Source organism: Nocardia nova NBRC 15556 (assembly GCF_001613005.1).
Lineage (GTDB): Bacteria > Actinomycetota > Actinomycetes > Mycobacteriales > Mycobacteriaceae > Nocardia > Nocardia nova.
The window spans coordinates 14,650-36,795 of sequence record NZ_BDBN01000040.1; the positions used below are offsets into that span (position 1 = coordinate 14,650).

22 protein-coding genes are annotated in these 22,146 nt (G+C 69.1%); 8 read left to right on the forward strand and 14 right to left on the reverse strand.

Annotation, left to right across the window (positions count from 1 at the left end; genetic code table 11):
- Position 1 precedes the first annotated feature (1 nt).
- Positions 2–1,342, reverse strand: coding sequence for a DoxX family protein (locus NN2_RS17285; protein ID WP_245658749.1), 1,341 nt, complete (start codon positions 1,340–1,342; stop codon positions 2–4).
- 391 nt (positions 1,343–1,733) lie between these two features.
- On the opposite strand from NN2_RS17285, the gene NN2_RS17290 reads away from it, so the two are divergent.
- The 3 genes from NN2_RS17290 (at position 1,734) to NN2_RS17300 (ending at position 4,654) form a co-directional block, all read left to right on the forward strand.
- Entirely contained in the window at positions 1,734–2,882 is a 1,149-nt protein-coding gene (locus tag NN2_RS17290; protein WP_063014889.1) for a phosphotransferase family protein, read from the forward strand.
- Entirely contained in the window at positions 2,879–4,009 is a 1,131-nt protein-coding gene (locus NN2_RS17295) for an Rv3169 family protein (RefSeq protein ID WP_063014891.1), read from the forward strand. The genes NN2_RS17290 and NN2_RS17295 overlap by 4 nt, the downstream gene beginning before the upstream one ends.
- A 135-nt stretch (positions 4,010–4,144) precedes the next feature.
- Complete coding sequence (locus NN2_RS17300; protein WP_146098616.1) at positions 4,145–4,654, forward strand: hypothetical protein; 510 nt, start codon at positions 4,145–4,147, stop codon at positions 4,652–4,654.
- A 111-nt stretch (positions 4,655–4,765) separates the two neighbouring features.
- Here NN2_RS17300 and NN2_RS17305 read toward each other — a convergent pair whose 3' ends face one another.
- From NN2_RS17305 to purN, 5 genes are all read right to left on the reverse strand, one after another.
- Entirely contained in the window at positions 4,766–5,140 is a 375-nt protein-coding gene (locus NN2_RS17305) for a cobalamin biosynthesis protein (protein ID WP_063910789.1), read from the reverse strand.
- 112 nt (positions 5,141–5,252) lie between these two features.
- Positions 5,253–6,881 carry a cobyrinic acid a,c-diamide synthase CobB gene (locus NN2_RS17310; RefSeq protein WP_063014895.1) on the reverse strand — a complete coding sequence of 543 codons (1,629 nt, stop codon included), beginning with the start codon at positions 6,879–6,881 and terminating at the stop codon, positions 5,253–5,255.
- Between the two features lie 13 nt (positions 6,882–6,894).
- Positions 6,895–7,509, reverse strand: coding sequence for a cob(I)yrinic acid a,c-diamide adenosyltransferase (gene cobO / locus NN2_RS17315; RefSeq protein ID WP_063014897.1), 615 nt, complete (start codon positions 7,507–7,509; stop codon positions 6,895–6,897).
- 117 nt (positions 7,510–7,626) lie between these two features.
- Entirely contained in the window at positions 7,627–9,663 is a 2,037-nt protein-coding gene (locus NN2_RS17320; RefSeq protein WP_227463059.1) for a magnesium chelatase subunit D family protein, read from the reverse strand.
- 54 nt (positions 9,664–9,717) lie between these two features.
- Positions 9,718–10,314 carry a phosphoribosylglycinamide formyltransferase gene (gene purN, locus NN2_RS17325; RefSeq protein WP_063014902.1) on the reverse strand — a complete coding sequence of 199 codons (597 nt, stop codon included), beginning with the start codon at positions 10,312–10,314 and terminating at the stop codon, positions 9,718–9,720.
- Positions 10,315–10,383: 69 nt separating this feature from the next.
- Here purN and NN2_RS17330 point away from each other — a divergent pair, with 69 nt between their 5' ends.
- Positions 10,384–11,160, forward strand: a complete 777-nt coding sequence (locus NN2_RS17330; RefSeq protein WP_063014908.1) for an EI24 domain-containing protein — start codon at positions 10,384–10,386, stop codon at positions 11,158–11,160.
- A gap of 75 nt (positions 11,161–11,235) precedes the next feature.
- Here NN2_RS17330 and NN2_RS17335 read toward each other — a convergent pair whose 3' ends face one another.
- Positions 11,236–11,685 (reverse strand): GNAT family N-acetyltransferase, encoded by a 450-nt coding sequence (locus NN2_RS17335; protein WP_030513138.1) that lies wholly within the window; start codon positions 11,683–11,685, stop codon positions 11,236–11,238.
- A gap of 21 nt (positions 11,686–11,706) precedes the next feature.
- Complete coding sequence (mqo, locus tag NN2_RS17340) at positions 11,707–13,224, reverse strand: malate dehydrogenase (quinone) (protein ID WP_063014983.1); 1,518 nt, start codon at positions 13,222–13,224, stop codon at positions 11,707–11,709.
- Positions 13,225–13,415: 191 nt separating this feature from the next.
- Here mqo and NN2_RS17345 point away from each other — a divergent pair, with 191 nt between their 5' ends.
- The gene (locus tag NN2_RS17345; protein ID WP_245658745.1) at positions 13,416–14,429 is read left to right on the forward strand and encodes an alpha/beta hydrolase; all 1,014 of its coding nucleotides are present in this window, start codon (positions 13,416–13,418) and stop codon (positions 14,427–14,429) included.
- A gap of 88 nt (positions 14,430–14,517) precedes the next feature.
- On the opposite strand, the gene NN2_RS17350 is transcribed toward NN2_RS17345, so the two are convergent.
- From NN2_RS17350 to NN2_RS17370, 5 genes are all read right to left on the reverse strand, one after another.
- On the reverse strand, positions 14,518–15,078 hold the full coding sequence (locus NN2_RS17350) for a hypothetical protein (protein WP_063014910.1): 561 nt from the start codon (positions 15,076–15,078) through the stop codon (positions 14,518–14,520).
- Positions 15,079–15,220: 142 nt separating this feature from the next.
- On the reverse strand, positions 15,221–16,813 hold the full coding sequence (locus NN2_RS17355) for a cobyric acid synthase (protein WP_063014917.1): 1,593 nt from the start codon (positions 16,811–16,813) through the stop codon (positions 15,221–15,223).
- 1 nt (position 16,814) lies between these two features.
- Positions 16,815–17,678, reverse strand: a complete 864-nt coding sequence (map, locus tag NN2_RS17360; RefSeq protein WP_062962466.1) for a type I methionyl aminopeptidase — start codon at positions 17,676–17,678, stop codon at positions 16,815–16,817.
- Positions 17,679–17,738: 60 nt separating this feature from the next.
- Entirely contained in the window at positions 17,739–18,170 is a 432-nt protein-coding gene (locus NN2_RS17365; RefSeq protein WP_030513131.1) for a hypothetical protein, read from the reverse strand.
- Positions 18,171–18,449: 279 nt separating this feature from the next.
- A complete protein-coding gene (locus NN2_RS17370) occupies positions 18,450–19,064 on the reverse strand; it encodes a TetR/AcrR family transcriptional regulator (protein WP_063014919.1) in 615 nt (204 codons plus the stop codon).
- 75 nt (positions 19,065–19,139) lie between these two features.
- Here NN2_RS17370 and NN2_RS17375 point away from each other — a divergent pair, with 75 nt between their 5' ends.
- Complete coding sequence (locus tag NN2_RS17375) at positions 19,140–19,694, forward strand: peroxiredoxin-like family protein (RefSeq protein WP_063014921.1); 555 nt, start codon at positions 19,140–19,142, stop codon at positions 19,692–19,694.
- On the forward strand, positions 19,691–20,311 hold the full coding sequence (locus NN2_RS17380) for a YHS domain-containing protein (protein WP_063014923.1): 621 nt from the start codon (positions 19,691–19,693) through the stop codon (positions 20,309–20,311). The genes NN2_RS17375 and NN2_RS17380 overlap by 4 nt, the downstream gene beginning before the upstream one ends.
- 15 nt (positions 20,312–20,326) lie before the next feature.
- On the opposite strand, the gene NN2_RS17385 is transcribed toward NN2_RS17380, so the two are convergent.
- Entirely contained in the window at positions 20,327–21,085 is a 759-nt protein-coding gene (locus NN2_RS17385) for a pirin family protein (RefSeq protein WP_063014925.1), read from the reverse strand.
- 178 nt (positions 21,086–21,263) lie between these two features.
- Between NN2_RS17385 and NN2_RS17390 the strand changes: the two genes are divergently transcribed.
- The gene (locus NN2_RS17390; protein WP_063014927.1) at positions 21,264–22,127 is read left to right on the forward strand and encodes a helix-turn-helix domain-containing protein; all 864 of its coding nucleotides are present in this window, start codon (positions 21,264–21,266) and stop codon (positions 22,125–22,127) included.
- The last annotated feature ends 19 nt before the right edge of the window (positions 22,128–22,146 follow it).

Below are 22,146 nucleotides of genomic sequence, written 5' to 3' on the forward strand. Positions count from 1 at the left end.
CTCACTCCCCGGGCGCGTCCTGGATCCAGTGGAAGCCGCGGCTGCGCTGCGGGAAGGCGTCCGGGTCCTGACGCCGGAAGGTCACCGTCACCGGATGTCCGTCCAGTTCTCCGGTGAAACGCAGCCGGTCCGGGCCCTGCTGGTCGTACGCGAAGCCGCCGGCGGTCACGGAGTGCCCCGCGGTGGCGGGCACGGCATGCAGGTCCAGGCGATGGGCGCCGGTGTCGACCCGCACCTGCATGGGCACCAGCGTCCCGTCCATCCGCTGATACTGCATGACGCCGGCGAGGTCGAATACCGCGCGCTGCCACCGGTCCGGGTCCGTGAGCAGCGGCGGAACCGGCTGCCCGTCGCGACTGAATTCGTCGACCTGCCAGATGCCGTACAGCGGCGGTTTCGTCCGGCCCGGACCCTCGTCCCACAACTGCAGGCTCACGTGGGTCAGGGCCACCGCCACCCAGACCCCGATGCCGACCTGCACCAGAGCCGCGATCCATCGTGCCCGGCGGGTGCGGAACGGGTACGGCGCCGTGGAGCTCGCGACCGGGCGATCGAGTACCAGCACATCCAGTAGCCGCCGCGCCTGCGGCGCGAGCAACACCATCGACATCAGCATCAGATGTCCGGACAGGATCTTGACCGGCACGTCGAAGGTCATGTTGAGCACGAAGACCTGCGCCATGCTCACCAGCGTCAGCATCGCGCCCACCGTCGCCGTGCGCGGAACGAACAGCAATATCCCGGCCAGCAATTCCGCGGAACCGAGCAGGATCTCGTAGGCCGGGCTCATCCCGACCTGATTCCACAGCACCCCCATCGGGGTCAGATTGCCGTACGGCTCGAGCAACGTCGACAGCATCGGTTCGGGCATCTGGGTGGGGATGACCTTGGCGAACCCGTAGTTGAGCATCTGACCGGCCACACACAACCGGAGGAACAGCAGGAACCATCCGGCCAGGCGCCGGTAATCGGTGCGACGGCGGTCCAGCAACGTCCAGATCAGCGTGCCAGCGAGGGCGACGACCAGGATGCAGAACACCAGCACCCACAGAATCGTCTGATCACCGCTGCCGTTGGGACTCAGCACCGGATGCACTCCGAAGACCGTGCGCCCCACCCACTCGAGCACCGGGCGCAGCAAGCGTGGTTGCCACAGCACCGCGTCGGCGTCGAGCCGGCGGCCGAACCAGCCGGTGAAGGCGAAGACGATCTGCGGATAGATCAGGCAGTACAACCCGAAGTACAGGAACGTGAACCGAAAGGCCAGCCGGGTGAGCGGTTTCCAGCCCGCCGCCGTCTCGGATTCGTGCTCCAGCTGCGACGGTTCGGCCTGCGCCACCATGACACTCACTACCCACTCCTCTCCCCGGATGCTCCGGCGCACAGGCAGTGCCGCCGGCGCCGAAGCGACCGGGGTGCGCGGATCGGTGCCCGACGTTACGAGGGCCTGCGGCGAAAGTCCTCAGGGCCGGACCCCGATTCGGCGGTACTCCGCGCGGCGTACGTGGCAGCACGAATGTCAGGGTTGGTGGTCCCCGCACCGTTCGCGCGCACTGCGGGCAAACCGGGTCCCGGTCAGCGGAACGGCGAAAAATTCGCCGCCGATTTCGCGCCACCGCGCATTAGAACGCGTTACATTTCATCCACACGCCGCCCGCACCGGGCCGGATATTGCCGTGCCGGTGCGTAAAGAGTTGGCGCACAGACATTTTCATCCCGTCAGGAGGTCCGCAATGTCGGGCGAATCCGATACCGACCCCGGGCAGCGGCGGCAGCTGACCACCAGCGCTCGCGATCTCGACGACCTCGCCGAGCGACTCACCCGGTGGCTGGCCGGCAAGCTCACCGGCACCACCGCGCCGGTGGTCACGGGGCTGTCGCGGCCGCAGGCGGGCGGCATGTCCAGCTCCTCGGTCATGTTCGAGGCTAGCTGGGAGCGCGACGGCCGCACGGAGACCGGCTCCTACGTCGCACGGATGCCACCCGAGGAGGGCTCGTTCCCGGTCTTCGAGACCTACGACCTCGACACCCAGTACGCGGTGATGGCCGGCGTCGGCGCGCACAGCGATGTGCCGGTGCCGCGACTGTGCTGGTTCGAGCCGGACGAATCCGTGCTCGGCACACCGTTTTTCGTGATGGAGCGGATCAACGGGCGGATTCCGGAGGACAATCCGCCGTACGTGTTCGTCGGCTGGGTCTTCGACGCCACGCCACAGCAGCGGATGCGGATCACCCACGCCACGGTCGACATCATCGCGAGGGTCCACGCCATCGCCGACCCGGCCGCGACATTCCCCGCCCTGGCCGGCGCGGGCTCGTCGCTGCGCCGGCATTTCGACGCCCAGCGCCACTGGTACCGGTGGGCGCTCGCCGACGACGGCTATCGAATCCCGTTGCTGGAGCGCGGTTTCGACTGGCTCGAACAGCACTGGCCCGCCGATCCGGGGCCCGACGTACTGAACTGGGGCGACGCCCGGCCGGGCAACATCATCTTCGACGAATTCGACCCGGTCGCGGTCCTGGACTGGGAGATGGCCACGCTCGGCCCGCGGGAACTCGACGTGGCGTGGCTGATCTTCATCCATCGCTTCTTCCAGGACATCGCCACCCGCTTCGACCAGCCCGGACTGCCCGACTATCTGCGCCGCGACGACGTGGTCGCGCGCTACGAGGAGCTCACCGGCCACCGTCTGCGGGATCTGGAGTGGTACCTGGTCTACGCCGCGCTGCGGCACGGCATCGTGATGGCGCGCATCAAACGGCGGATGATCCACTTCGGCGAGGACACCGACACCGACGACCGGGACGATTACGTGATGCACCGAGCGGCCCTCGAGGCCCTGCTCGACGGCACCTACCAGTGGGATCGAGGAGACCGATGACAGGCATCGACGGACATCCGGCTCAGCAGGCGCCGGTTCCGCTGGACGAATATCCGGTGCACCAGACACCGCTGTCGCTGGCGCGCGCGGCCACCACCGACCGTAACTTCTACGACCGCAGCTACTTCAACGCTCACGACCGCAGCGGCGGCACGATGCTGGTTACCGGCTTCGGCGTCTATCCGAATCTCGGCGTGATCGACGCGTACGCCGCGGTGCGCCGTGGCGATGTCCTGCGGACGGTCCGGTTCTCGGACGCGCTGCCGCCGCGGAACCTGAACATGAGCGTCGGCGGCTATCGCATCGAGGTGATCGAACCGCTGCGGCGCGTCCGGGTGATCTGCGAGCACGAGGACCTGTCCTTCGACTTGACCTGGGACGGTTCGTTCCCCGCCGTCCAGGAGCAGCCGCATCTCATCCACACCGGCAGCCGGCCGATCATCGACGCCTCCCGGTTCGCCCAGGTCGGCTCCTGGTCGGGGACCTTGCAGGTCGACGGCGACGACATCGCCGTGGACCCCGACGTCTGGATGGGGACCCGCGACCGGTCCTGGGGTATCCGGCCGGTCGGTGAGACCGAACCACCCGGGCGCGATGCGAGCGAACCGGCGGCCGGATTCTGGTGGCTGTATGTTCCGCTGCGCTTCGACGACTTCGCGATTGTGGTGATCGTGCAGGAGAATCCGGACGGCTTCCGCACCCTCAACGACGCCGTGCGGGTGTGGCCGGACGGGCGGGTCGAACAGCTCGGCTGGCCCCGCGTGCACATCGAATACCGTTCCGGCACACGCATTCCGGTGTCCGCGCGGCTCGATATGACCGCCGGCGACGGCTCGCCGCTCACCGTGGAGGTCCGCGCCCACACCTGCATTCCGCTGCATATCGGCTGTGGCTACGGCGGCGATCCGGATTGGCTGCACGGCCAGTGGAAGGGCCGCGACTGGTCGTCGAGCAGCAGCTACGACCTGACGGATCCGGCGGTGGCCGGGCGCATTCCGTGGGGTGTGATCGACCACGTCGGACAGGCACGGTGCGGCGACGCCGAGGGCTGGGGACTGTTCGAACACGGCAGCCTCGGCCGTCACGACCCCACCGGCTTCGCCGATTGGACCTCGGTCGCGCCGTAACTCGCGTCCGCTCCGCGTACCGCAATGTCGGGGCAGCTCCGCGTGGCGTATCCGATGTGAGCTGGATCTCAGGTACCCTCCGACGGATCGACGCCGGGCCGTCGGCCCGGGACGGCACAGCGAGAGGCAGGCACGATGAGCGGATTCCGTGTTTCGCGTGGTTCCTCCCAGGTTTTCCCGGGCCCGGCGCTGTCTTCCGGGCGGGCGTGGCGCGCACGTACGCGTGCCGGGTTGGTCCTGGCCGCCGGTGCGCTGATGGGCGCGCTGCTTCCGGTCGTGGGAGCGGCCCCGGCCGGTGCGACGGTGGCGCCCACGATCTCGGTATCGATGTCCGGGTCGGCGCTGAGCCCGGTCAGCGGCGCGCTGGTGGGCTGCGCCCAGAACGCGGTGGCGACGGTACGCAACCCCGACGGCAGCCCCGTCACCCACGGCAACGTCGACTTCTTCAGTCACCTTTCCGGGATCAGCGGCAATATCGTCGGCACCGCGCCGGTGGTCAACGGGGTCGCCAGCATCGGCTGGGTGCCCGACCGGCCGGGCGAGCACGTCGTCAGCGCGGTGTACTACGACGGCCTGCCGGAACTGTCACCGGTCGCCGGATACACCATCGTCACGACGGCGGCCCTCGGCGGTGCCTGCGTGTAACGCACTTCCGGACAACAGCTTTCGCGACCACTCGGCCGAATCCGCACCTTTTGGGATTCGGCCGAGCGTCGTCGGAGCCTGCTCGCGGGGCCGCAACGGCCGAGCCCGTGTTCACACTTGCTCGGCCACAGCGACCGTGATCGTGCCGACGACCGTCTTGGGCACGATCAGCCGCCCGCGCCCTCCCCAGCGGCGCCACGCGAGAAGCGCGGCCGCTTCGGCGACACTGGGCGTGCCGATCGCGACCGCCGCGCGGTGACCCGGATGGGGGACGTCGACCCGGGCCAGTTCGTCCGCACCGAATCCGATCACCGGCACCCCGAATGCGGCGGCGGCCGCGACGGTTCCCGGCTCCTCCGCCCGCCGATCGATCGTCGCCAGGCATCGAATCGTGCTGTTCCCCAGAACTTTCCGCACGGCCGCCACAATGGCTTCCGCTGTGGGATCCGGCCGCGCCCCCAAACCCACGACCACCGCCTCGCTCATCGGGGCCTCCTCGCCCGGCCGCCGCAATGATCGTCGGCCCGCCCGGCACGCCGCGACGCCGGATACAGCGGTCCGCCGGCGGCTCGTTCGGCCGGGAACTCGCCCATCGCCGTCACACGCCGGCGTGCGCCGCGTCGAACTGTTCGCACATCGCGACGAAACGAACTGTGGCCGTGGGGTTCCCGGCGGGATGAGTGTGCAGATAGGACGCATGCACCTGGTGGGCCACCGCACCTTCCCGGACCGCGGCGTCGTCGGTGCGCCATCCCCAGGCGGGTAGGTGCGATCCCGTGCCGACCAAGCGGGTGCGGTGGAATTCGTGGCCGCGCACGCGTTCTCCCGTGCGCCACAACACCGAATCGGCCAATGCCACCGCATCCCGGTAGCCGAGGGTCAGGCGCGGTCCGAATTCGGCGGTGGCATCGAGGACTCCGGCCATGCGGTGGCCGTCCAGCGAGCGGGTCAGATAGAGCAGGCCCGCGCATTCGGCATGAATCGGCATGCCTCGGGCGGCGGCCTCGGCGACCGCGGTCAGCAGTGGCGTATTCGCGGCCAGATCGGCGGCATGCTCCTCGGGGAAGCCACCGGGCAGGACCAAACCGCCCGTCCCCGGGGGCAATTGCTCGTGCAACGGATCGAAGACCGCGACCCGCGCTCCGGCCGCTGCCAGCAGTTCCCGATGTTCGGCGTAGCCGAAGGTGAACGCCGGGCCGCCCGCCATCGCGATGATCGGCGCGGGCTCTCGCACTCCGCCGCCCGAGGCGGACATCGGTATCGGCGTCTCCGGCTCGCCGGACTGTTGTTGCCCCGCCGTCTCCGCCGAGATCCGCGACGTGCCGATCGCAGGCGCCGAGCTGTCAGACCTGCCGACGGTACGCGCCGTGCTATCAAGGGGCAGCGTTGATCCGGCGCGGCCGGTGTCCTCGCCCGGCTCCGGGCCGTCGAGGGCGGTCCGGCTCACGCCCGGACCCCGCCACTGTAGGTGTGGGGCCGCCGCCGCGACTTCGCCGATCGGATCCCACGCGGGCCCGTCCACGTCGGCCGCGGCCAGTCGCGCGACCGCGCCCACATCGATGTGCGCGCCGACCAGTTCGGTCATGGCCTCGACCGCCGCATGCGCCGCGGAGCCGTGCTCGACCGCCGGGACGAGCCCGAGATGCCGTGCGGGAACCGATAATTCGTCCATTCGCGGCAGTGCGCCCAGCACCGGAAGGCCGACCCGGGCGCAGGCGCCGCGCAGCACCTGTTCGTGGCGCGGACTGCCGACACGGTTGAGGATCACGCCGCCGAGCCGGATACCGCTGTCGTAGGTCGCGAAACCGTGCAGCAGGGCGGCCAGGCTCTGACTGTGGCCGCGCGCGTCGACGACCAGCAGCACCGGCGCGCCGAGCAGCGCGGCGACCTGCGCGGTCGAGCCCTCGGCGATGGGGGCGGGGTTCTCGGCGTCGATCCGGCCGTCGAACAGGCCCATCACGCCCTCGACCACGGCCACGTCGCAGCCCGCGCTGCCGTGCCGGTACAGCGGCACCACCCGCTCGGCACCGACGAGCACCGGATCCAGGTTGCGTCCCGGCCGCCCGGCCGCCAGGCCGTGATAGCCCGGATCGATGTAGTCGGGCCCCACCTTGAACGGCGCGACGCGATGTCCGGCGCGGCGCAGCGCTCCGATCAAACCGGTTGCCAGCGTGGTCTTTCCGCTGCCCGAGGCGGGCGCGGCGATCACCACGGCCGGAGTGGTCATCGGCCGGCCGCCGTCACCACTCGATACCTCGCTGGCCCTTGCGCCCGGCGTCCATCGGATGTTTCACCTTGCTCATCTCCGTGACCAGATCCGCCGCGTCGACCAGCGCCTGCGGTGCCTCGCGGCCGGTGATCACCACGTGCTGATTGCCGGGCCGGTTCCGCAGCGTCTCGACCACCTCGTCGACGTCCACCCACCCCCATTTCAGCGGATAGGTGAACTCGTCGAGCACGTAGAAGCGGTGCTGTTCGGCGGCCAGCCGGCGCGCGATCTCCCGCCAGCCGGCCAGGGCCGCCGCGGCATGGTCGTCCTCGCTGCCCTGTTTGCGGGTCCACGACCAGCCCTCGCCCATCTTGTGCCATTCCACCGGACCACCGGTGCCGGTCTCCTCGTGCAGCCGGCCCAGGGTGCGGAAGGCGGCCTCCTCGCCGACCTTCCACTTCGCGCTCTTCACGAACTGGAAGACCGCGATATCGAAACCCTGGTTCCAGGCCCGCAGCGCCATCCCGAACGCCGCGGTCGACTTTCCCTTGCCGGGCCCGGTGTGCACGGCGAGCACCGGCTGATTACGCCGCTGGCGAGTGGTCAGCCCGTCGTCGGGAATCGTCTCCGGAACGCCCTTCGGCATCGCTGCATCCTCCTGGTCGAGCACCTACGCATCACATTCCCACATCCGCGCACCCGCCCGGCCGCGCGGGTCCGGCCGTGCCACGATCGGAACGGTCGCCGATGGTGGCACGAGCATTCACGCCGCCAGGTGATGCGGCAATCCGGACTTCACCGCGGCGGCGACCGAATCGCCGGTGAGCTCGCCGAGGCGCAGGTAGGTGGCGCGCAACTCCCTGGCGAACTCGGCGGCCAGACCCAGCCGGACCATGCCGCCTTCACAGTCCACGACCACGCCGGCCACGCCGTCGCGGGCCAGCAGGCGGGCGGCCGCACGGGCCCGCGGGATCGGGTCGGCACCGCCGGTGGCGCGGCCGTCGGTGAGCAGCACGACCATCGCGCGGCGCTGCGGATCGCGGACGTGTTCGCGGGCCACCACCTCGCGCGCCTTCAGCAATCCTTGTGCCAGTGGGGTTTTGCCACCGGTGCGCAGGCCGGCGAGGCGGCGCACCGCGATATCCACCGAGGAGGTCGGCGGCAGCACCAGCTCGGCCTCGCTGCCGCGCACGGTGATCACGGCGACCTTGTCGCGGCGCTGATAGGCGTCGCGCAGCAGAGCGACCACCGCTCCGGTGACGGCCGAGAGGCGGTCGCGGGCGGCCATCGATCCGGAGGCGTCGACGACGAACACCACCAGATTGCCTTCGCGCCCTTCGCGATACGCGCCACGCAGATCGGTCGCCTCGAGTGTCAGCGGGCCCTCGACGCGGCCGCGGGCATGCTGATGCGGCGCGGCGGCGAACAGCGTGCCCAGCAGATGCAGGCCCGCGGAGGTGTCGGTGACCGATCGCACCACCCGGCCGTGCCGGGTGTGGGCGCGTGATCGGCGCCCGGGAGCACCCTCCCCGACTCCCGGAATCTCCCAGTGCGGCGGGCGGGCAGCGGATTTCGCCGGCGCCCCCGCACTGCCCTCGCGGGCGCCACCGCGCGGGCCGCCGCCCGGTGAGTCGGGGCCGTCGTCGTCGGGTCCCCGGTCGTCGGGGCCGCCGTCGGAACCGTTGTTCTCGGGGCCTGCGTCGGTGTCCGTATCGCCCTCGAACTCACGCTCGAGGTCGCTGTCCGAATCGGCTGCGCCGCTCGCAGATTCGTTCTCCGCACGGCTGTGCTCGGAGCGGGCCCGCTCGGCCTCCTGTTCGGCTTCCCGCATGGCGTCGTCGAGTTGTTCGTCGGTGATGCCCGGTTCGTCGAACGGATCGCGCCGGCGGCGATGCGGCAGCGCCAGTTCCGCGGCGATCCGCACGTCTTCGGCTGTCACGCAGTCACTTCCGCGCCAGGCGGCGTGGGCCGTCGCGGTCCGCGCCACCACCAGATCCGCGCGCATGCCGTCGACGTCGAAGGAGGCGCACAGTGCGGCGATCCGGCGCAGTTCGATATCGTCGAGCGCCACCTCGGCGAGGCGTTCGCGGGCGGCGAGAATGCGCTCGGCGACATCGCGATCGGCCGCGGCGTAGGCGGCGGCGAAGCCGTCGGGATCGGCCTCGTAGTCGAGCCGGCGGCGCACCACCGCCATCCGCACGTCCACATCGCGCGAAGCCGCGACGTCGACGGTGAGGCCGAACCGGTCCAGCAGCTGAGGGCGGAGTTCGCCCTCCTCCGGATTCATGGTGCCGACCAGGACGAACCGGGCCGGATGCGAATGCGACACGCCGTCACGTTCGATATGCACCCGTCCCATCGCCGCCGCGTCGAGCAGGACGTCGACCAGATGGTCGTGCAGGAGATTCACTTCGTCGACGTACAACACACCGTGATGGGCCGCCGCCAGCAGTCCCGGCCGGAATGCCTGCTCCCCGTCGCGCAGCACTCGCTCCAGATCCAGCGATCCCACGACACGGTCCTCGGTCGCACCCACCGGCAACTCCACCAGGCGGGCCGGCCGCGGCCCACCCTCGTCGGTCACCGGCGGCAACAACTGCGCCAGCGCCCGCACCACGGTCGATTTCGCGGTCCCCTTCTCTCCGCGCACCAGCACCCCGCCGATCCCCGGATGCACGGCGCACAGAATCAGCGCCAGCTGCAGCTGCTCCTGCCCCACCACCGCCGAGAACGGAAACCCCGCTTCACCGTCACGATGCGCGGACACGGCCGATGCGGATTCACCTCGGAAATCGGACACGCCCCCACTGTATGCGCGCCCCATTCCGCCCCCGCACCGGGCTGCCCTGTCGCGCTACAGCCGCCGCCCCGCCGCGATCTGCCGCACCACCAGTGGCAACACCACATGCTCGGCCTCGAGCACCCGCGCGGCCAAGGTCTCGGCTGTGTCGTCCGCTAATACCGGAACCTCCAGATGCGCGATCACCCGCCCGGTGTCGTAGTCGCCGTCGACCAGATGCACCGTCGGCCCGGTGACCGCGACGTCCGACGCCAGCACCGCTTCGTGCACGCGCAGGCCGAACATGCCGATGCCACCGAATCGCGGTAAGGGCGCCGGGTGGATGTTGAGGATGCGGGAATCGAATTGCCGGCGCGTGCGCGGGCCGAGCTTCTTCATATAACCCGCGGTCACCACCCACTCGGTCGCGTGCGCCACCAGAGCGGCACGGATGGCATCGTCCAATGCGTCGGGGTCGGGATGGGTCGCGCCCGAGAGATGCCGGGTCGGAATGCGATTCGCGCGGGCGTAGGCCAGACCCGCTGCTCCGCTGTTGTTGCCGATGACGACCGCGATCTCGAAGCGCGCGCCGGGCTCGAGGGAGGACCGGTGGAGGGCGCGCAGATTCGAGCCGTTGTGTGAGACGAGCACGCCGACTCGAAGATTGCGCACACCTCGCAGTTTCCCACAGCCGCACGAGGGGTTTCGGCGAACTGACCACCCGCCGAATACGCTGGGCGGGTGCGGGATGTGGTGCGGGGCTTCGGATATCTGGTGCGGGGGCAGCGGTGGGCCGCGGCGCATCGGCGGGAGCTGGGGCTGGGGTTGCTGCCGGGGGTGATCTCGATGGCGCTGTATCTGGGATTGCTGGTGGCGCTGGTGTGGTTCGCGGGGGATCTGGTGGCGTGGGCGACGCCGTTCGCGGCGCACTGGACGTCGCCGTGGCCCGGACTGCTGCGCGGCGGCCTCGCCGTGCTGCTGGTGCTGCTCGGGATGTTCCTGGCGGTGATCACGTTCACCGCGGTGACGCTGGTGATCGGCCAGCCGTTCTACGAGGCCCTGTCGGAACGGGTGGATCGGTCGCTGTCGGCCGACGGCCTGGCGCCGGAATCGGGACTGCCGCCGTGGCGCGAGGTGTGGATCGGGGTCCGCGACGGGGTGCGCATTCTGATCCGGGCGGCGGTGTGGGGCGTGGTGCTGTTCTGCGCCGGATTCCTGCCGGTCGTGGGGCAGACGGTGATCCCGGTACTCGGAGTCTGCGTGGCCGGGTTCTTCCTGGCCCAGGAACTGACCGCGGTCGCGATGCTGCGCCGCGGAATCGAGCTGCGCGAACATCTCACGATGCTGCGGTCACATCGAATGCTCGTGTGGGGCTTCGGCATTCCGCTGGCGGCCGCATACCTCGTGCCGTTCGTGGCCGTCGTCCTCATGCCGGGCGCGGTCGCCGGCGCCACGATGCTCGCCCGCGAATTGTGCGGTGCGGACAGCGATCCGGCGCCGAATCCGTTGCGCGACTGACTTTCCCGCGACACGAGAGGGCCCCGCACCCGACAAAGGGGTACGGGGCCGAAATCTCCGTGGTGGATTCGCCACTCAGCCCCGGCGCATGGGGATGTGCGCGATCCCGTCCTCCTCGTACTCCTCGCCGTCGGGCTTGAACCCGTGCTTGGTGTAGAGGTCGACCAGATAGGTCTGGGCGTTCAAACGCACTGTCGCCGAACCGGCTTCGGCGATGGCGGCCTGCAGGACCCGGGTGGTGTAGCCGTGACCGCGCGCCTCGGGAGTGGTGCACAACCGGCCGATGCGGAACGACTTCACGCCGTTGTTGTGCTCCTCCAGCAGCCGCAGGGTGCAGATGATCTCACCCTCGTCGTCGAGCCAGAAGTGGCGTGTCTCGGGGAGCAGATCGAGCCCGTCCAGTTCCGGATAAGCGCATTTCTGCTCCACGACGAACACTTCGACGCGCAGTTTCAACAGCTTGTACAGCGTCGCGGTATCGAGATCCGCGGCCCACGACCGTTTGAGCGCAACCGTTGACATCATCGCGTCTTGCTATCACATGATTCAGCTGTGCGCGACCCCTACGGCGATCGGCGTGTTGTCGACCCGGCCGCTGCCGTTGAGATGAAGTGCCTTGGTGGACCAGTCCCACACCTCGTGGAACAGCGCTTGGTTCTCCGACAGCTTCACACCCAGCGACGGCACCATTTCCTTGAGTTTCGGTGTCCAGTCGGCGTATTCGCTCGGGAAGCAGCGCTGCAACACGTCGATCATCGCGCTGACACAGGTGGAGGCGCCGGGCGAGGCGCCGAGCAGTCCGGCGATGGAGCCGTCACCGGCGGTGATCACCGCGGTGCCGAGCTCCAGCACGCCGCCGACGCCCTTGCGCCGGATGATCTGCACGCGCTGACCGGCGGTGATCAGCTCCCAGTCGTGGCCGTCGGCGCGCGGGATGAACTCCTCCATGGTGTTCACCTTGCCCGACGGCGACTTCAGCAGTTCGCTGACCAGGTACTTGACCAGGCCGAGTTCGGTGACGCCGACACCCAGCATCGGGGTGACGTTGCCGGCCCGCACCGACTTGAGCAGGTCGCTGAACTTGCCGTCCTTGAGGAACTTCGGGGTCCAGCCGGCATAGGGGCCGAACAGCAGGCCCGGCTTGCCGTTGATGACCCGAGTGTCCAAGTGCGGCACCGACATCGGCGGCGCGCCGACGGCGGCCTTGCCGTAGACCTTGGCGTCGTGCTGGGCGATGAGCTCGGGGTTGGTGCAGCGCAGGAACTGGCCGCTGACCGGGAATCCGGCGAAGCCCTGGATCTCCTTGATGCCGGCCTTCTGCAGCAGCGGCAGCGCATACCCGCCCGCGCCGACGAAGACGAATTTGGCGTTGATCGTGCGCGAGGTGCGGGTGCGGGTGTTGCGGACCTTGACCGTCCAGCTGCCGTCGGACTGCTTGGACAGGTTGCGCACCTCGTTGCCGAACGCGATCTCCACGCCCGAGGAACCGAGGTAGGCCAGCAGCTGCTTGGTCAGCGATCCGAAGTCGATATCGGTACCGGTCTGGGTCCAGTTCAGCGCGACCGGCTCGGAGAAGTCGCGACCCCGGGCCATCAGCGGCAGGCGCCGGGTGAACTCGTCCGGGCTGTCGATGAATTCCATGCCCTCGAACAGCGGGTGCCGGGCCAGCGCCGCGTGGCGCTTGCGCAGATACTCCACGCCGTCGGCGCCGTGGCAGAAGCTCACGTGCGGAATGGGATTGATGAAGCCGGAGGGGTCGGCGAGCACGCCGTTCTCGGCGCCGTAGGCCCAGAACTGGCGCGACACCTGGAAGCGCTCGTTGATATCGATCGCCTTGGTGATGTCGACCGAACCGTCGGCGGCCTGCGGCGTGTAGTTCAGCTCGCACAGCGCCGAGTGGCCGGTGCCCGCGTTGTTCCACGGGTCGCTGCTCTCGGGCGCGGCCGCGTCCAGCCGCTCGAACATGGTGATCGACCAGTCGGGCTGCAACTGGCGAAGCAGTGCACCCAGGGTGGCACTCATGATGCCGGCACCGATGAGGACTACATCGGTCTTTTCAGTCATCGCAGCGTTCGGCACGGGGTGATCGACTTCCTTGTCCAGCGCGGGCACTTGGTGGGCGGGTAATGAGGTTACCCGCCGTTCACTTCAACTTGATTCTGCCCCTCACCATGCCCGTTTCCGAAACCCTCACACATGCACCTTCGGCACGGCTCGCCGTGCAGGCCCCTGAGCGGGTCGAATATCGTGAAGCTGTGACGAACGAGACGCCGCTGGCCCCGTCGACCACCCACGCCTGGCAGCCCGATGTCCTGGGCGAGGGATATCGGCAGCTGACCATCCCACTCGGCCCCGATCCCGACGGTGAGGGGGTCGTCGAGGCCACCCTGGTCCGCCACGAGCCCGACATCGCCGAGCCGGCCGCCGGCGCCGTGCTGTACGTGCACGGTTTCACCGACTACTTCTTCCAGAAGCACCTCGCCGAGCACATGAGTGCGCGCGGCTACCGCTTCTACGCCCTCGACCTGCGCAAGTGCGGGCGCTCCCGACGCCCCGGGCAGACCGCGCACTACGTCAGCGACCTGCGGCTCTACGACGCGGAACTGGACCGCGCGGTCGAGATCGTGCGCGAGGAGACCGGGTTGCCGGTGCTGCTGATGGCTCACTCCACCGGCGGTCTGGTGCTGCCGCTGTGGCTGAACCGCCGCGACGCCGCCGCCCAGGACATCACCGGCCTGGTGCTCAACAGCCCGTGGTTCGATCTGCAGGGCCCGGCTTACTACCGCCACATCGGCACCGCCGTGATCGGCGGTGTCGGCCGGTTGCGCGCGATGACACGCCTGCCCGGCGGTGAGCTGAGCACCTACGGCGACAGCCTGCACACCAGCGTCTCCGGCGAATGGGACTACAACCTGGATTGGAAGCCGCTGAGCGGGTTCCCGGTCCATCTGGGCTGGTTGCGCGCCATCCGCAGGGGTCACGCGGAACTGCATCACGGACTCGACGTCGGCGTTCCGGCGCTGATCCTGCGGTCGAAGGTGACGAAGTTCATGCGCGAGTACGGCCCCGCCGCCGATGTGTCGGATGTGGTGCTCGACGTTCGCCAGATTCAGCGCTGGTCGGGATGTCTCGGCGGCCGCACGAACATCGTGCCGATCGAGGGCGCCCGCCACGACGTGTTCCTGTCGGCGCCGGAGGTGCGCGCACACGCGTTCACCGAACTGGACGCCTGGCTGGGCTGGTTGCGGGATTTCCGCGGCGCACACTGAATCACGTTGCCGCGCGGGGTGTTCGCCGATGCGTGCCGTACCGGCGGCGTCGGCGGCACCTTTGACGGGTGCTATCGCGAGCCGGCGCTCACCACAGACCGGAGCGCAGCACGATCTCGGTGGCGAATTCGTGATCGGCCTTGATCGGCACATCGGCGGTGTCGACCTGGGTGACGCGGAATTCGCCGAAGACGTGGCGACCGCAGGAATCGGCGACCGCGCGCGGCAGGTCCTCGGTGGCGATGACGGTGGTGGGCAGTTCCACGGCGGGGCAGGTGGCATCGGCGGCGGTCCCGTCCACGGCGACGGCCGGATGCGGCCGCCCGGCCACCACCAGTCCGACGAAGCGGCCGAAGCCGCGCGCGCCCAGCTGCCAGGCCAGTTCCGCGCCCGCGCCGTACCCGGCCAGGTTGGCCCAGGCCACGCCGAGATCGTCGAGGATCGCATACACCGCGGCCTTGTCCAGGCCGTCGATCGACTCCACCGTGATGGTGCGCAGATCGGAATTGTGCAGTCGCTCGCACACCTGGTCGTAGACGTCGGCCGGAGCTCCGGCGTCGGGTAGCAGCAGCACCGTATGCCTGGACTCCGGCCCGCCGACTCGTACGGTCCAGGCGCGGTCACCGACCGCGATTTGCCGGGTCTCCATGCCGATCCACGCTACACGGGAGCGGGCGGGCGCACGCCATGTCCTCGGCCACGTTCCCGGCCGGTGATGACTCGGATCGCAGCGCTGTGAGGTGGGTGGCGCGAGTCTGGATTCGGCCCGCGGGCACACCCGGCGGCCGTGCTCAGCGGCCCAGGGTCACCGAGGGCAGACCCGCCGGCGCCCCGCCGCTGATCAGCCGCTCGAGAGCCGCGACGTCGAGGTGTTTCTCGATGAGGTCGGCGAGCAGGTCCAATTGCGCGGTCCGCACCGCCTCCACACTCGTGTCCGGCGCGACGGCGAATCCGGTGCGCCCGGCCTGCTCGGCGGCCTCGCGCAGCCAGGCGCGGCGGAACTCGTCGGATTCGAGCAGTCCGTGCAGGTGAGTGCCCCGTACGGCACCGCGCACACTGCCTTCGGCGACGCCGCCGCGGTCGTCGTCCGAGGCGGCTCCGGCTACCTCGACCCAGGCCGGATCGCCGCTGCGCCGGACGCGGCCGTGGTGAATCTCGTAGCCCGACAAGGATATTCCGGCCACCGCGCCGCCGGTGGTCGCGCCCCGGCCGGCGCTGCGGCGCAGGACCTTGGGTTCGGCGAACTCGATATCGAGGTCCAGCATCCCGAGGCCCGCGACCTGCCCGGCCGAGGACTCGACCTCGTCGTCGATGCGGCGACCCAGCATCTGATATCCGCCGCAGATCCCGAGGACCGGCTTGCCCGCCGCGGCGTGCGCGCGCACTGCATCGGCGATTCCGGTGCGGCGCAACCAGTTCAGGTCCGAGACCGTGGATTTGCTGCCGGGCACGACGACGACGTCGATTCCGGCCAAGCGCGACGGATCGCTCACCCAGCGCACCGAAACCCCCGGCTCGCACGCCAGCGCCTCGATATCGGTGGAATTGGAGATGCGCGGCAGTCGAATGGCGCCGACGGTCAGCCATTCGGTGCCCACCGGCGGGCGAGGCCGGCCGACCGGGGCGTCGGCGACGGTGCCCAGAGAGTCCTCCGCGTCGATCCACAGCTCGTCGCTGAAGGGCAGGACACCGAGCGTCGGACGGCCGGTGAGCGCGGTCAGCTGCTCCAGGCCCGGGCGCAGCAACTCCACGTCGCCGCGGAACTTGTTGACGATGTAGCCCGAGATCAGCTGCTGATCCTCGGGGTCGAGGATCGCCACGGTGCCGAACAGATGTGCCAGCACCCCGCCGCGGTCGATATCGCCCACCAGCAGCACCGGCAGCTCCGCCGCGCGCGCGAGACCCATATTCGCCAGATCCGTTGCGCGCAAATTGATCTCGGCGGGCGAGCCGGCGCCCTCGCAGATCACGACATCGAAGTCGGCGCGCAGGGCGGCCAGTTCCCCGGCGACGACCTCGCGCAACCGACGCCGGTGCCGGAAATAGTCGCGGGCTCCCACGGTGTCGACGGCGATGCCCCGCACCACCAGTTGCGAGCGGCGATCGCTGCCGGGTTTGAGCAGGACCGGATTGAACCGCACGCTGGGTTCGAGTCCGCAGGCGCGCGCCTGCAATGCCTGCGCCCGGCCGATCTCGCCCCCGTCCAGGGTGACGACCGAATTGTTGGACATGTTCTGCGCCTTGAACGGCGCCACCCGCACGCCGCGCCGCGCCAGCATGCGGCAGATCCCGGCCACCACCACGCTTTTGCCGGCATCGGAGGTGGTGCCGGCGACCAACAGCGCGCCGTTCACCGCATCACCGCGACGGCCACACCCGCGCATCTCATGGGAGCGTGAGGATTTCGGCGCCTTCCTCGGTCACGACCAGCGTGTGCTCGAATTGCGCGGTCCACTTGCGGTCCTTGGTGACCACGGTCCAGCCGTCGTCCCAGATCTCGTAATCGATACCGCCGAGGTTGATCATCGGCTCGATGGTGAAGGTCATGCCCGGCTCGATGACCGACTCGATGGCGGGCTGGTCGTAGTGCAGGATCACCAGGCCGCTGTGGAAGGTGGGGCCCACGCCGTGGCCGGTGAAGTCGCGGACCACGCCGTAGCCGAAACGGTTCGCATACGACTCGATGACGCGCCCGATCACGTTCAGCGCCCGCCCCGGTCGCACCGCCTTGATGGCCCGCATGGTGGCCTCGTGGGTGCGCTCCACCAGCAGCCGGGCCTCCTCGTCGACGTCACCGGCGAGAAAGGTGGCGTTGGTATCGCCGTGCACACCGTTGATGTAGGCCGTGACGTCGATATTGACGATGTCGCCGTCCTCGATGACGGTGGAGTCCGGAATGCCGTGGCAGATCACCTCGTTCAGCGAGGTGCAGCAGGATTTGGGGAAGCCCTTGTAACCTAGCGTCGACGGGTAGGCGCCGTGGTCGCAGAGATATTCGTGCACGACCGCGTCGAGGTGATCGGTGGTGACGCCCGGGGCGACGGCTTTACCGGCCTCCTGCAGCGCCTGGGCGGCCAGTTTGCTCGCCAGCCGCATCTTCTCGATGGTCTCCGGCGTCTGCACCCACGGCTCGCGACCCTCGTTGACGGTCTTCTTCCAGGCGTACTCCGGCCGCTCGATCGAGCGCGGCACCTCGCGGACGGGCGAGAGCGTTCCGGGGACGAGCGGCTTGCGGGTGCGCACAGACATGCATTCAGACTATCCGCCCCCGGAGGCGCCCACGGCGGCGACGCCCGCTGTGCGCTGCGGTTACCGGGCGGGCGGCGTGGCGACGCCGCTGACGAGGTCGGTGTAGCCGTCGACCAGTTCGGCGAGGTGGTACCAGTGCTTATGGGTGGTGTCGCTGCGGGCACCGTCACGGTCGATGGCGCGGTTGGCGGCGACCCAGCTGCCGGCCATGCGATCGACCATCGGCCCGAGGACATCGGTGCGCAGCGCGACGCCGGTGCGATACCCCGGCAGTTCGCGTTCGACCCATTCGTTGATGTCGTCGATGAGTTCACCGCGGCGGCAGTCGATTTCCGCGATGAGAATCGGGTCGGCGATCTGCGCGCGCCGGGTGTGCAGCTCGGCCAGCGCCCGGGCGGATCGCAACAGTTCGCGGTCCTGGAATCGCCGACCTTGGAAGGCGCACAACAATTGCGGGGCTGCTGGTAACGCACTGGCAATCGAAGTCGTCATCGTCGCACCGTCATCACTGATCTCCGGATTTCGCTCGTCCGTAGTTCGGATCGAATGTGGCGAATCTAAGGGTAGATCGGATTCTGCTCTTGCATATGCAAGAACGCAAGATTGCGTCTGCATTGCCGGAATCACGGTGTGGTCATAGTCTTCCCGAACAAGGATACGCCTGCGACGTGCGGTGATGTCTCGAGAACGACTGTGCCGGCAATCATTTCACGGGACTGCCGTGAGTGGCCGGAACCCGCGACGGCGCGTCGGCGAGCTCCCGCGGCCCGCTCAGTGCGGCGCTAAACCACGCAAAACGATCTCCATACCTTCTCGAAATTCCTCCTCGGCCGAGATTTCTCGGGCCTGCGTGGCGGTTTCGATGAGGTAGGGATAGTCGGCCGAGGGCAGCGACGCGATCGCCGCGGTACCGGCCCCGCCGATCGCCGCATAGTGTTCGTTCTCCAGACAGCCGAGCAGGAAGGCCACCAGCGTCCGCTGAGCTATCACTCGCTCCCGCCCCGTGAAGCCGCCGGCGGTGAGGGCGGCGAGGGTGGCGTCCATCCAGCGCAGTGCGGCCGGACTCGCGTGCCGATGCCGCGGCACCAGCGGAGCCGTCGCCGGGTGCGCCGCGACCGCCGCCCGCATCCGCTCGAGCAGTAACGCCAGTTGCGCCCGCCACGGCGCGTCGCCGGGGGTGGACACGTCGACCTCACCGAGCACCCGATCGACGATCAGCACTTCGAGGGCCTCACGGTCGGCGACGTAGCGGTACAGCGCCATGGTGGCCATGCCCAATTCGGCGGCCACCGCACGCATCGTCAGCCCGGGCAGACCCGCGCGGTCGATGACCGCCAGGGCTGCCGCCGACAGGTCCGCGGTGGTCAGCGAGCGAGGACGGGGCACGGATTGACAGCGTACAAGATACGCGCATACTGGGTCGTAGGCGTACGAGGTACACCTACGTAGCGAGGAGCATTCATGTCGCCACCCACCACCGTCGCGAGCCGGACCCTGACCGCGGTCACCGGCACCGAGATTCCCGTCCCGGATCCCGACCGCCTGATCCACCTGCAATTCCGCCGGTTCGCCGGATGTCCCATCTGTCACCGGCATCTGCGCAGCTTCGTCACCCGACACACCGAGATCGCCGCCGCCGGCATCCGCGAGGTCGCCGTATTCCATTCCCCGGCGGACGAATTGACCGACTACGCCGCCGATATCCCGCTGGAGCTGATCGCCGATCCGGACAAGGCGCTGTATCGCGAATTCGGTGTGGAATCCGCACCTCGCGCACTGCTGCATCCGCGGGCGTGGCCGGGTATCGCACTGGCGGTCGGGGGCGCCGTCGGCCCGATGGCACGCGGCGAACAACCCACGCCCCGCGGCACGCCGCAGGGCGGTCGCCTCGGCCTGCCCGCCGACTTCCTCATCGCCTCCGACGGCTCCATCGCCGCCGCCCATTACGGCTCACACGCCGACGACCAGTGGTCGGTCGACGAATTGCTCTCCTACGCAAAGGAATTCCGCTCATGATGACCATCGAACTGTTCGTCTCCGGGTCCACACCGACGCGCGAGCGCCGCGCCGCCCTGGCCGAACGCATCCTGCACGCCCTGACCACCGGCGAATCCGCACCCGAGCAGGTCCTCGCTCGCGCCCGGGAGTTGACCCACGTGCTGATCCACACGCCGGAGGTGTGGGCGACCGGCGGTCCCGATCCCTCGACCGCACCGCGTTATCTGGCCCGCGTGACGGTGCCCGGGTCCTGGAGCAACACGGAAGGATTCGGCGCGCACCTGATCGCGGCGATCACCGAGGCCGTCGCCGCGACCGAACCGGATCCGGACCGGCTGTCCCGGGACCCGCATTGCCTGGTGCAGATCATCGGCCTGCGCGAGGGCAATGTCGGCACGCTGGGACATGCGACCTCCGGAACCGAGATCACCCGGCTGATCACCCAGGACTACCACCCGGCCGAGGATCACCGGGACGTGCCCGACGGCCATGTAATCGATCCGGTGTGCGGTATGACCGTGGAGTGGGCGACCGCGCGCTTCACCCTGACGCACGACGGTGTCGACTACGCCTTCTGCGCGCCGGGCTGCCGGAAGGCCTTCGCCGAGGAGCATTCGATCACCGCAGGCGGCTGAACCGGTCCGGCCGGATCAGCTCGTACTCGCGTGCATCTCCCAGATCAGCACCTCACTCGGCGCCACGGCCGTGATGCGCTGCCCGCCGGTGCCCGTGGTGCGCACCGCGTCACCGGCGGACAGGGTGGTCCGCTCGTCCGGGCCCTCGAAGGCGACTGTTCCGCGGGCCACGAAGACATGACCGAACGGCGCCTCCGGCACCAGCACCGAACGGCACGGGTCCAGCCGTGCGACGTGGAAGGCCGCGTAGCGGTTGCCGAGGGTGATCGCCGTCTCGGCGCGATGGCGAGGTATTCCGGATGCGACGGTGACCAGCTCGTTGCGTGACAGGTCGGCCTCGACGTCGGATTCCTGATAACCCGGCGCGCGGCCGGCCTCGTCCGGCGGTATCCACATCTGCACCACGTGCAGGTTCGCCCGCTCGCCGTACCCCGCACCGTTGCGTTCGGAATGCAGGATTCCGGTTCCCGCGCTCATGCGCTGGGCCAGGCCCGGCCGGATCAGGCCCGTGTGCCCCTCCGAATCCTGGTGCACCACAGTGCCTTCCAGCACCCAGGTCACGATCTCGGTATTCAGATGCTGATGGGTGTCGAAACCGGCACCGGCCTCGACGACATCCTCGTTGTGCACCAGCAACATTCCGTGAGCATGGGCGGCGAGATCGAAATTCCCGGTCGCGGGAAACGACTGCCGGGAATCGAGCCATTCGTTCCGCCAGCCGTATCGCTGGCCGGATCGTACGATCCGCACCGCCTCCGCTGCTGTCGGCGCCATGGCGATCGACCTCCGTTCCACCCGTGTTCTCCTGCTGCAATCCCCGGGCAATCGTGGATATTCCCGGGTGGGAACGACCGCGCCGGAACCCGCGGGACGGGCGGTATGCTCGCCCGACCGTTCCCGAATCCGTGGAACGTGCTCGAGCGTCCCGAATCTCACGAGGAGTACGCGCGCGATGGCAGGTAAACGCACAGTGCTGACGGTTCAGTTGCGGCGGTTGGCCGCACTGCTGTCGGAGATGCGTGAGCAGGCGGGGATCAGCAAGGAGGTGGTCAGCGCCCGCACCGGCATCAACGTCACCACGCTCTACCGGATCGAAACCGCGCAGGCGCGCCCGCAGCGGCGCACCCTCACCGCGATGCTCGACCTGTACGGCATCGGCGAACCGCAGCGCTCCGACGCGGTGCAGTTGCTCATGGAAGCGCAGAAACCGGGCATGTCGCGTCCGTTCGAGGCGGCCGTCTCGGAGGTCTACGCCGCCTACATCAATTTCGAAACCGAGGCGCTGTCGGCGCGACTGTTCCAGACGTCGTTCATCCCCGGCCTGTTGCAGACCGAGCGCTACGCGTGGGCGGTCCTGGATACCGCGATGCCCAAGGTCGAGACGTCGGTGATCGAACAGCGCCTGCGGGCCCGGGTGGAGCGTGGAAAGGTGCTGACCCGCGACGGTAATCCCCTGGAGTTGTGGGTGGTCCTCGACGAGGCCGCGATCCGGCGGGTGGTCGGCGGGCCCGAGGTGATGCGCGAACAGTTGCTGCGGCTCACCGAGGACACCGACAAGCGCAATGTCATCCTGCAAGTGCTCCCGTTCGGCGCGGGTGCGCACCCGGCGATGGTCGGCTCCTTCGTCGTCCTCGACTTCCCCGATCCGGCCGACCCCGAACTGGTCTACGTCGAGGGGATCGCCGGCGACGATATCGTGGAGGGCCACAACGAGATTCGTCGCTTCGGCGTGATGTTCGACCAGCTGCGCGCGATGGCCCTGAGTCCGCGCGACTCCGCGGAGATGATCAACGAGATCGCCGAGGGCCTGCGCTGATCGATGCCGGCGCGGCGCC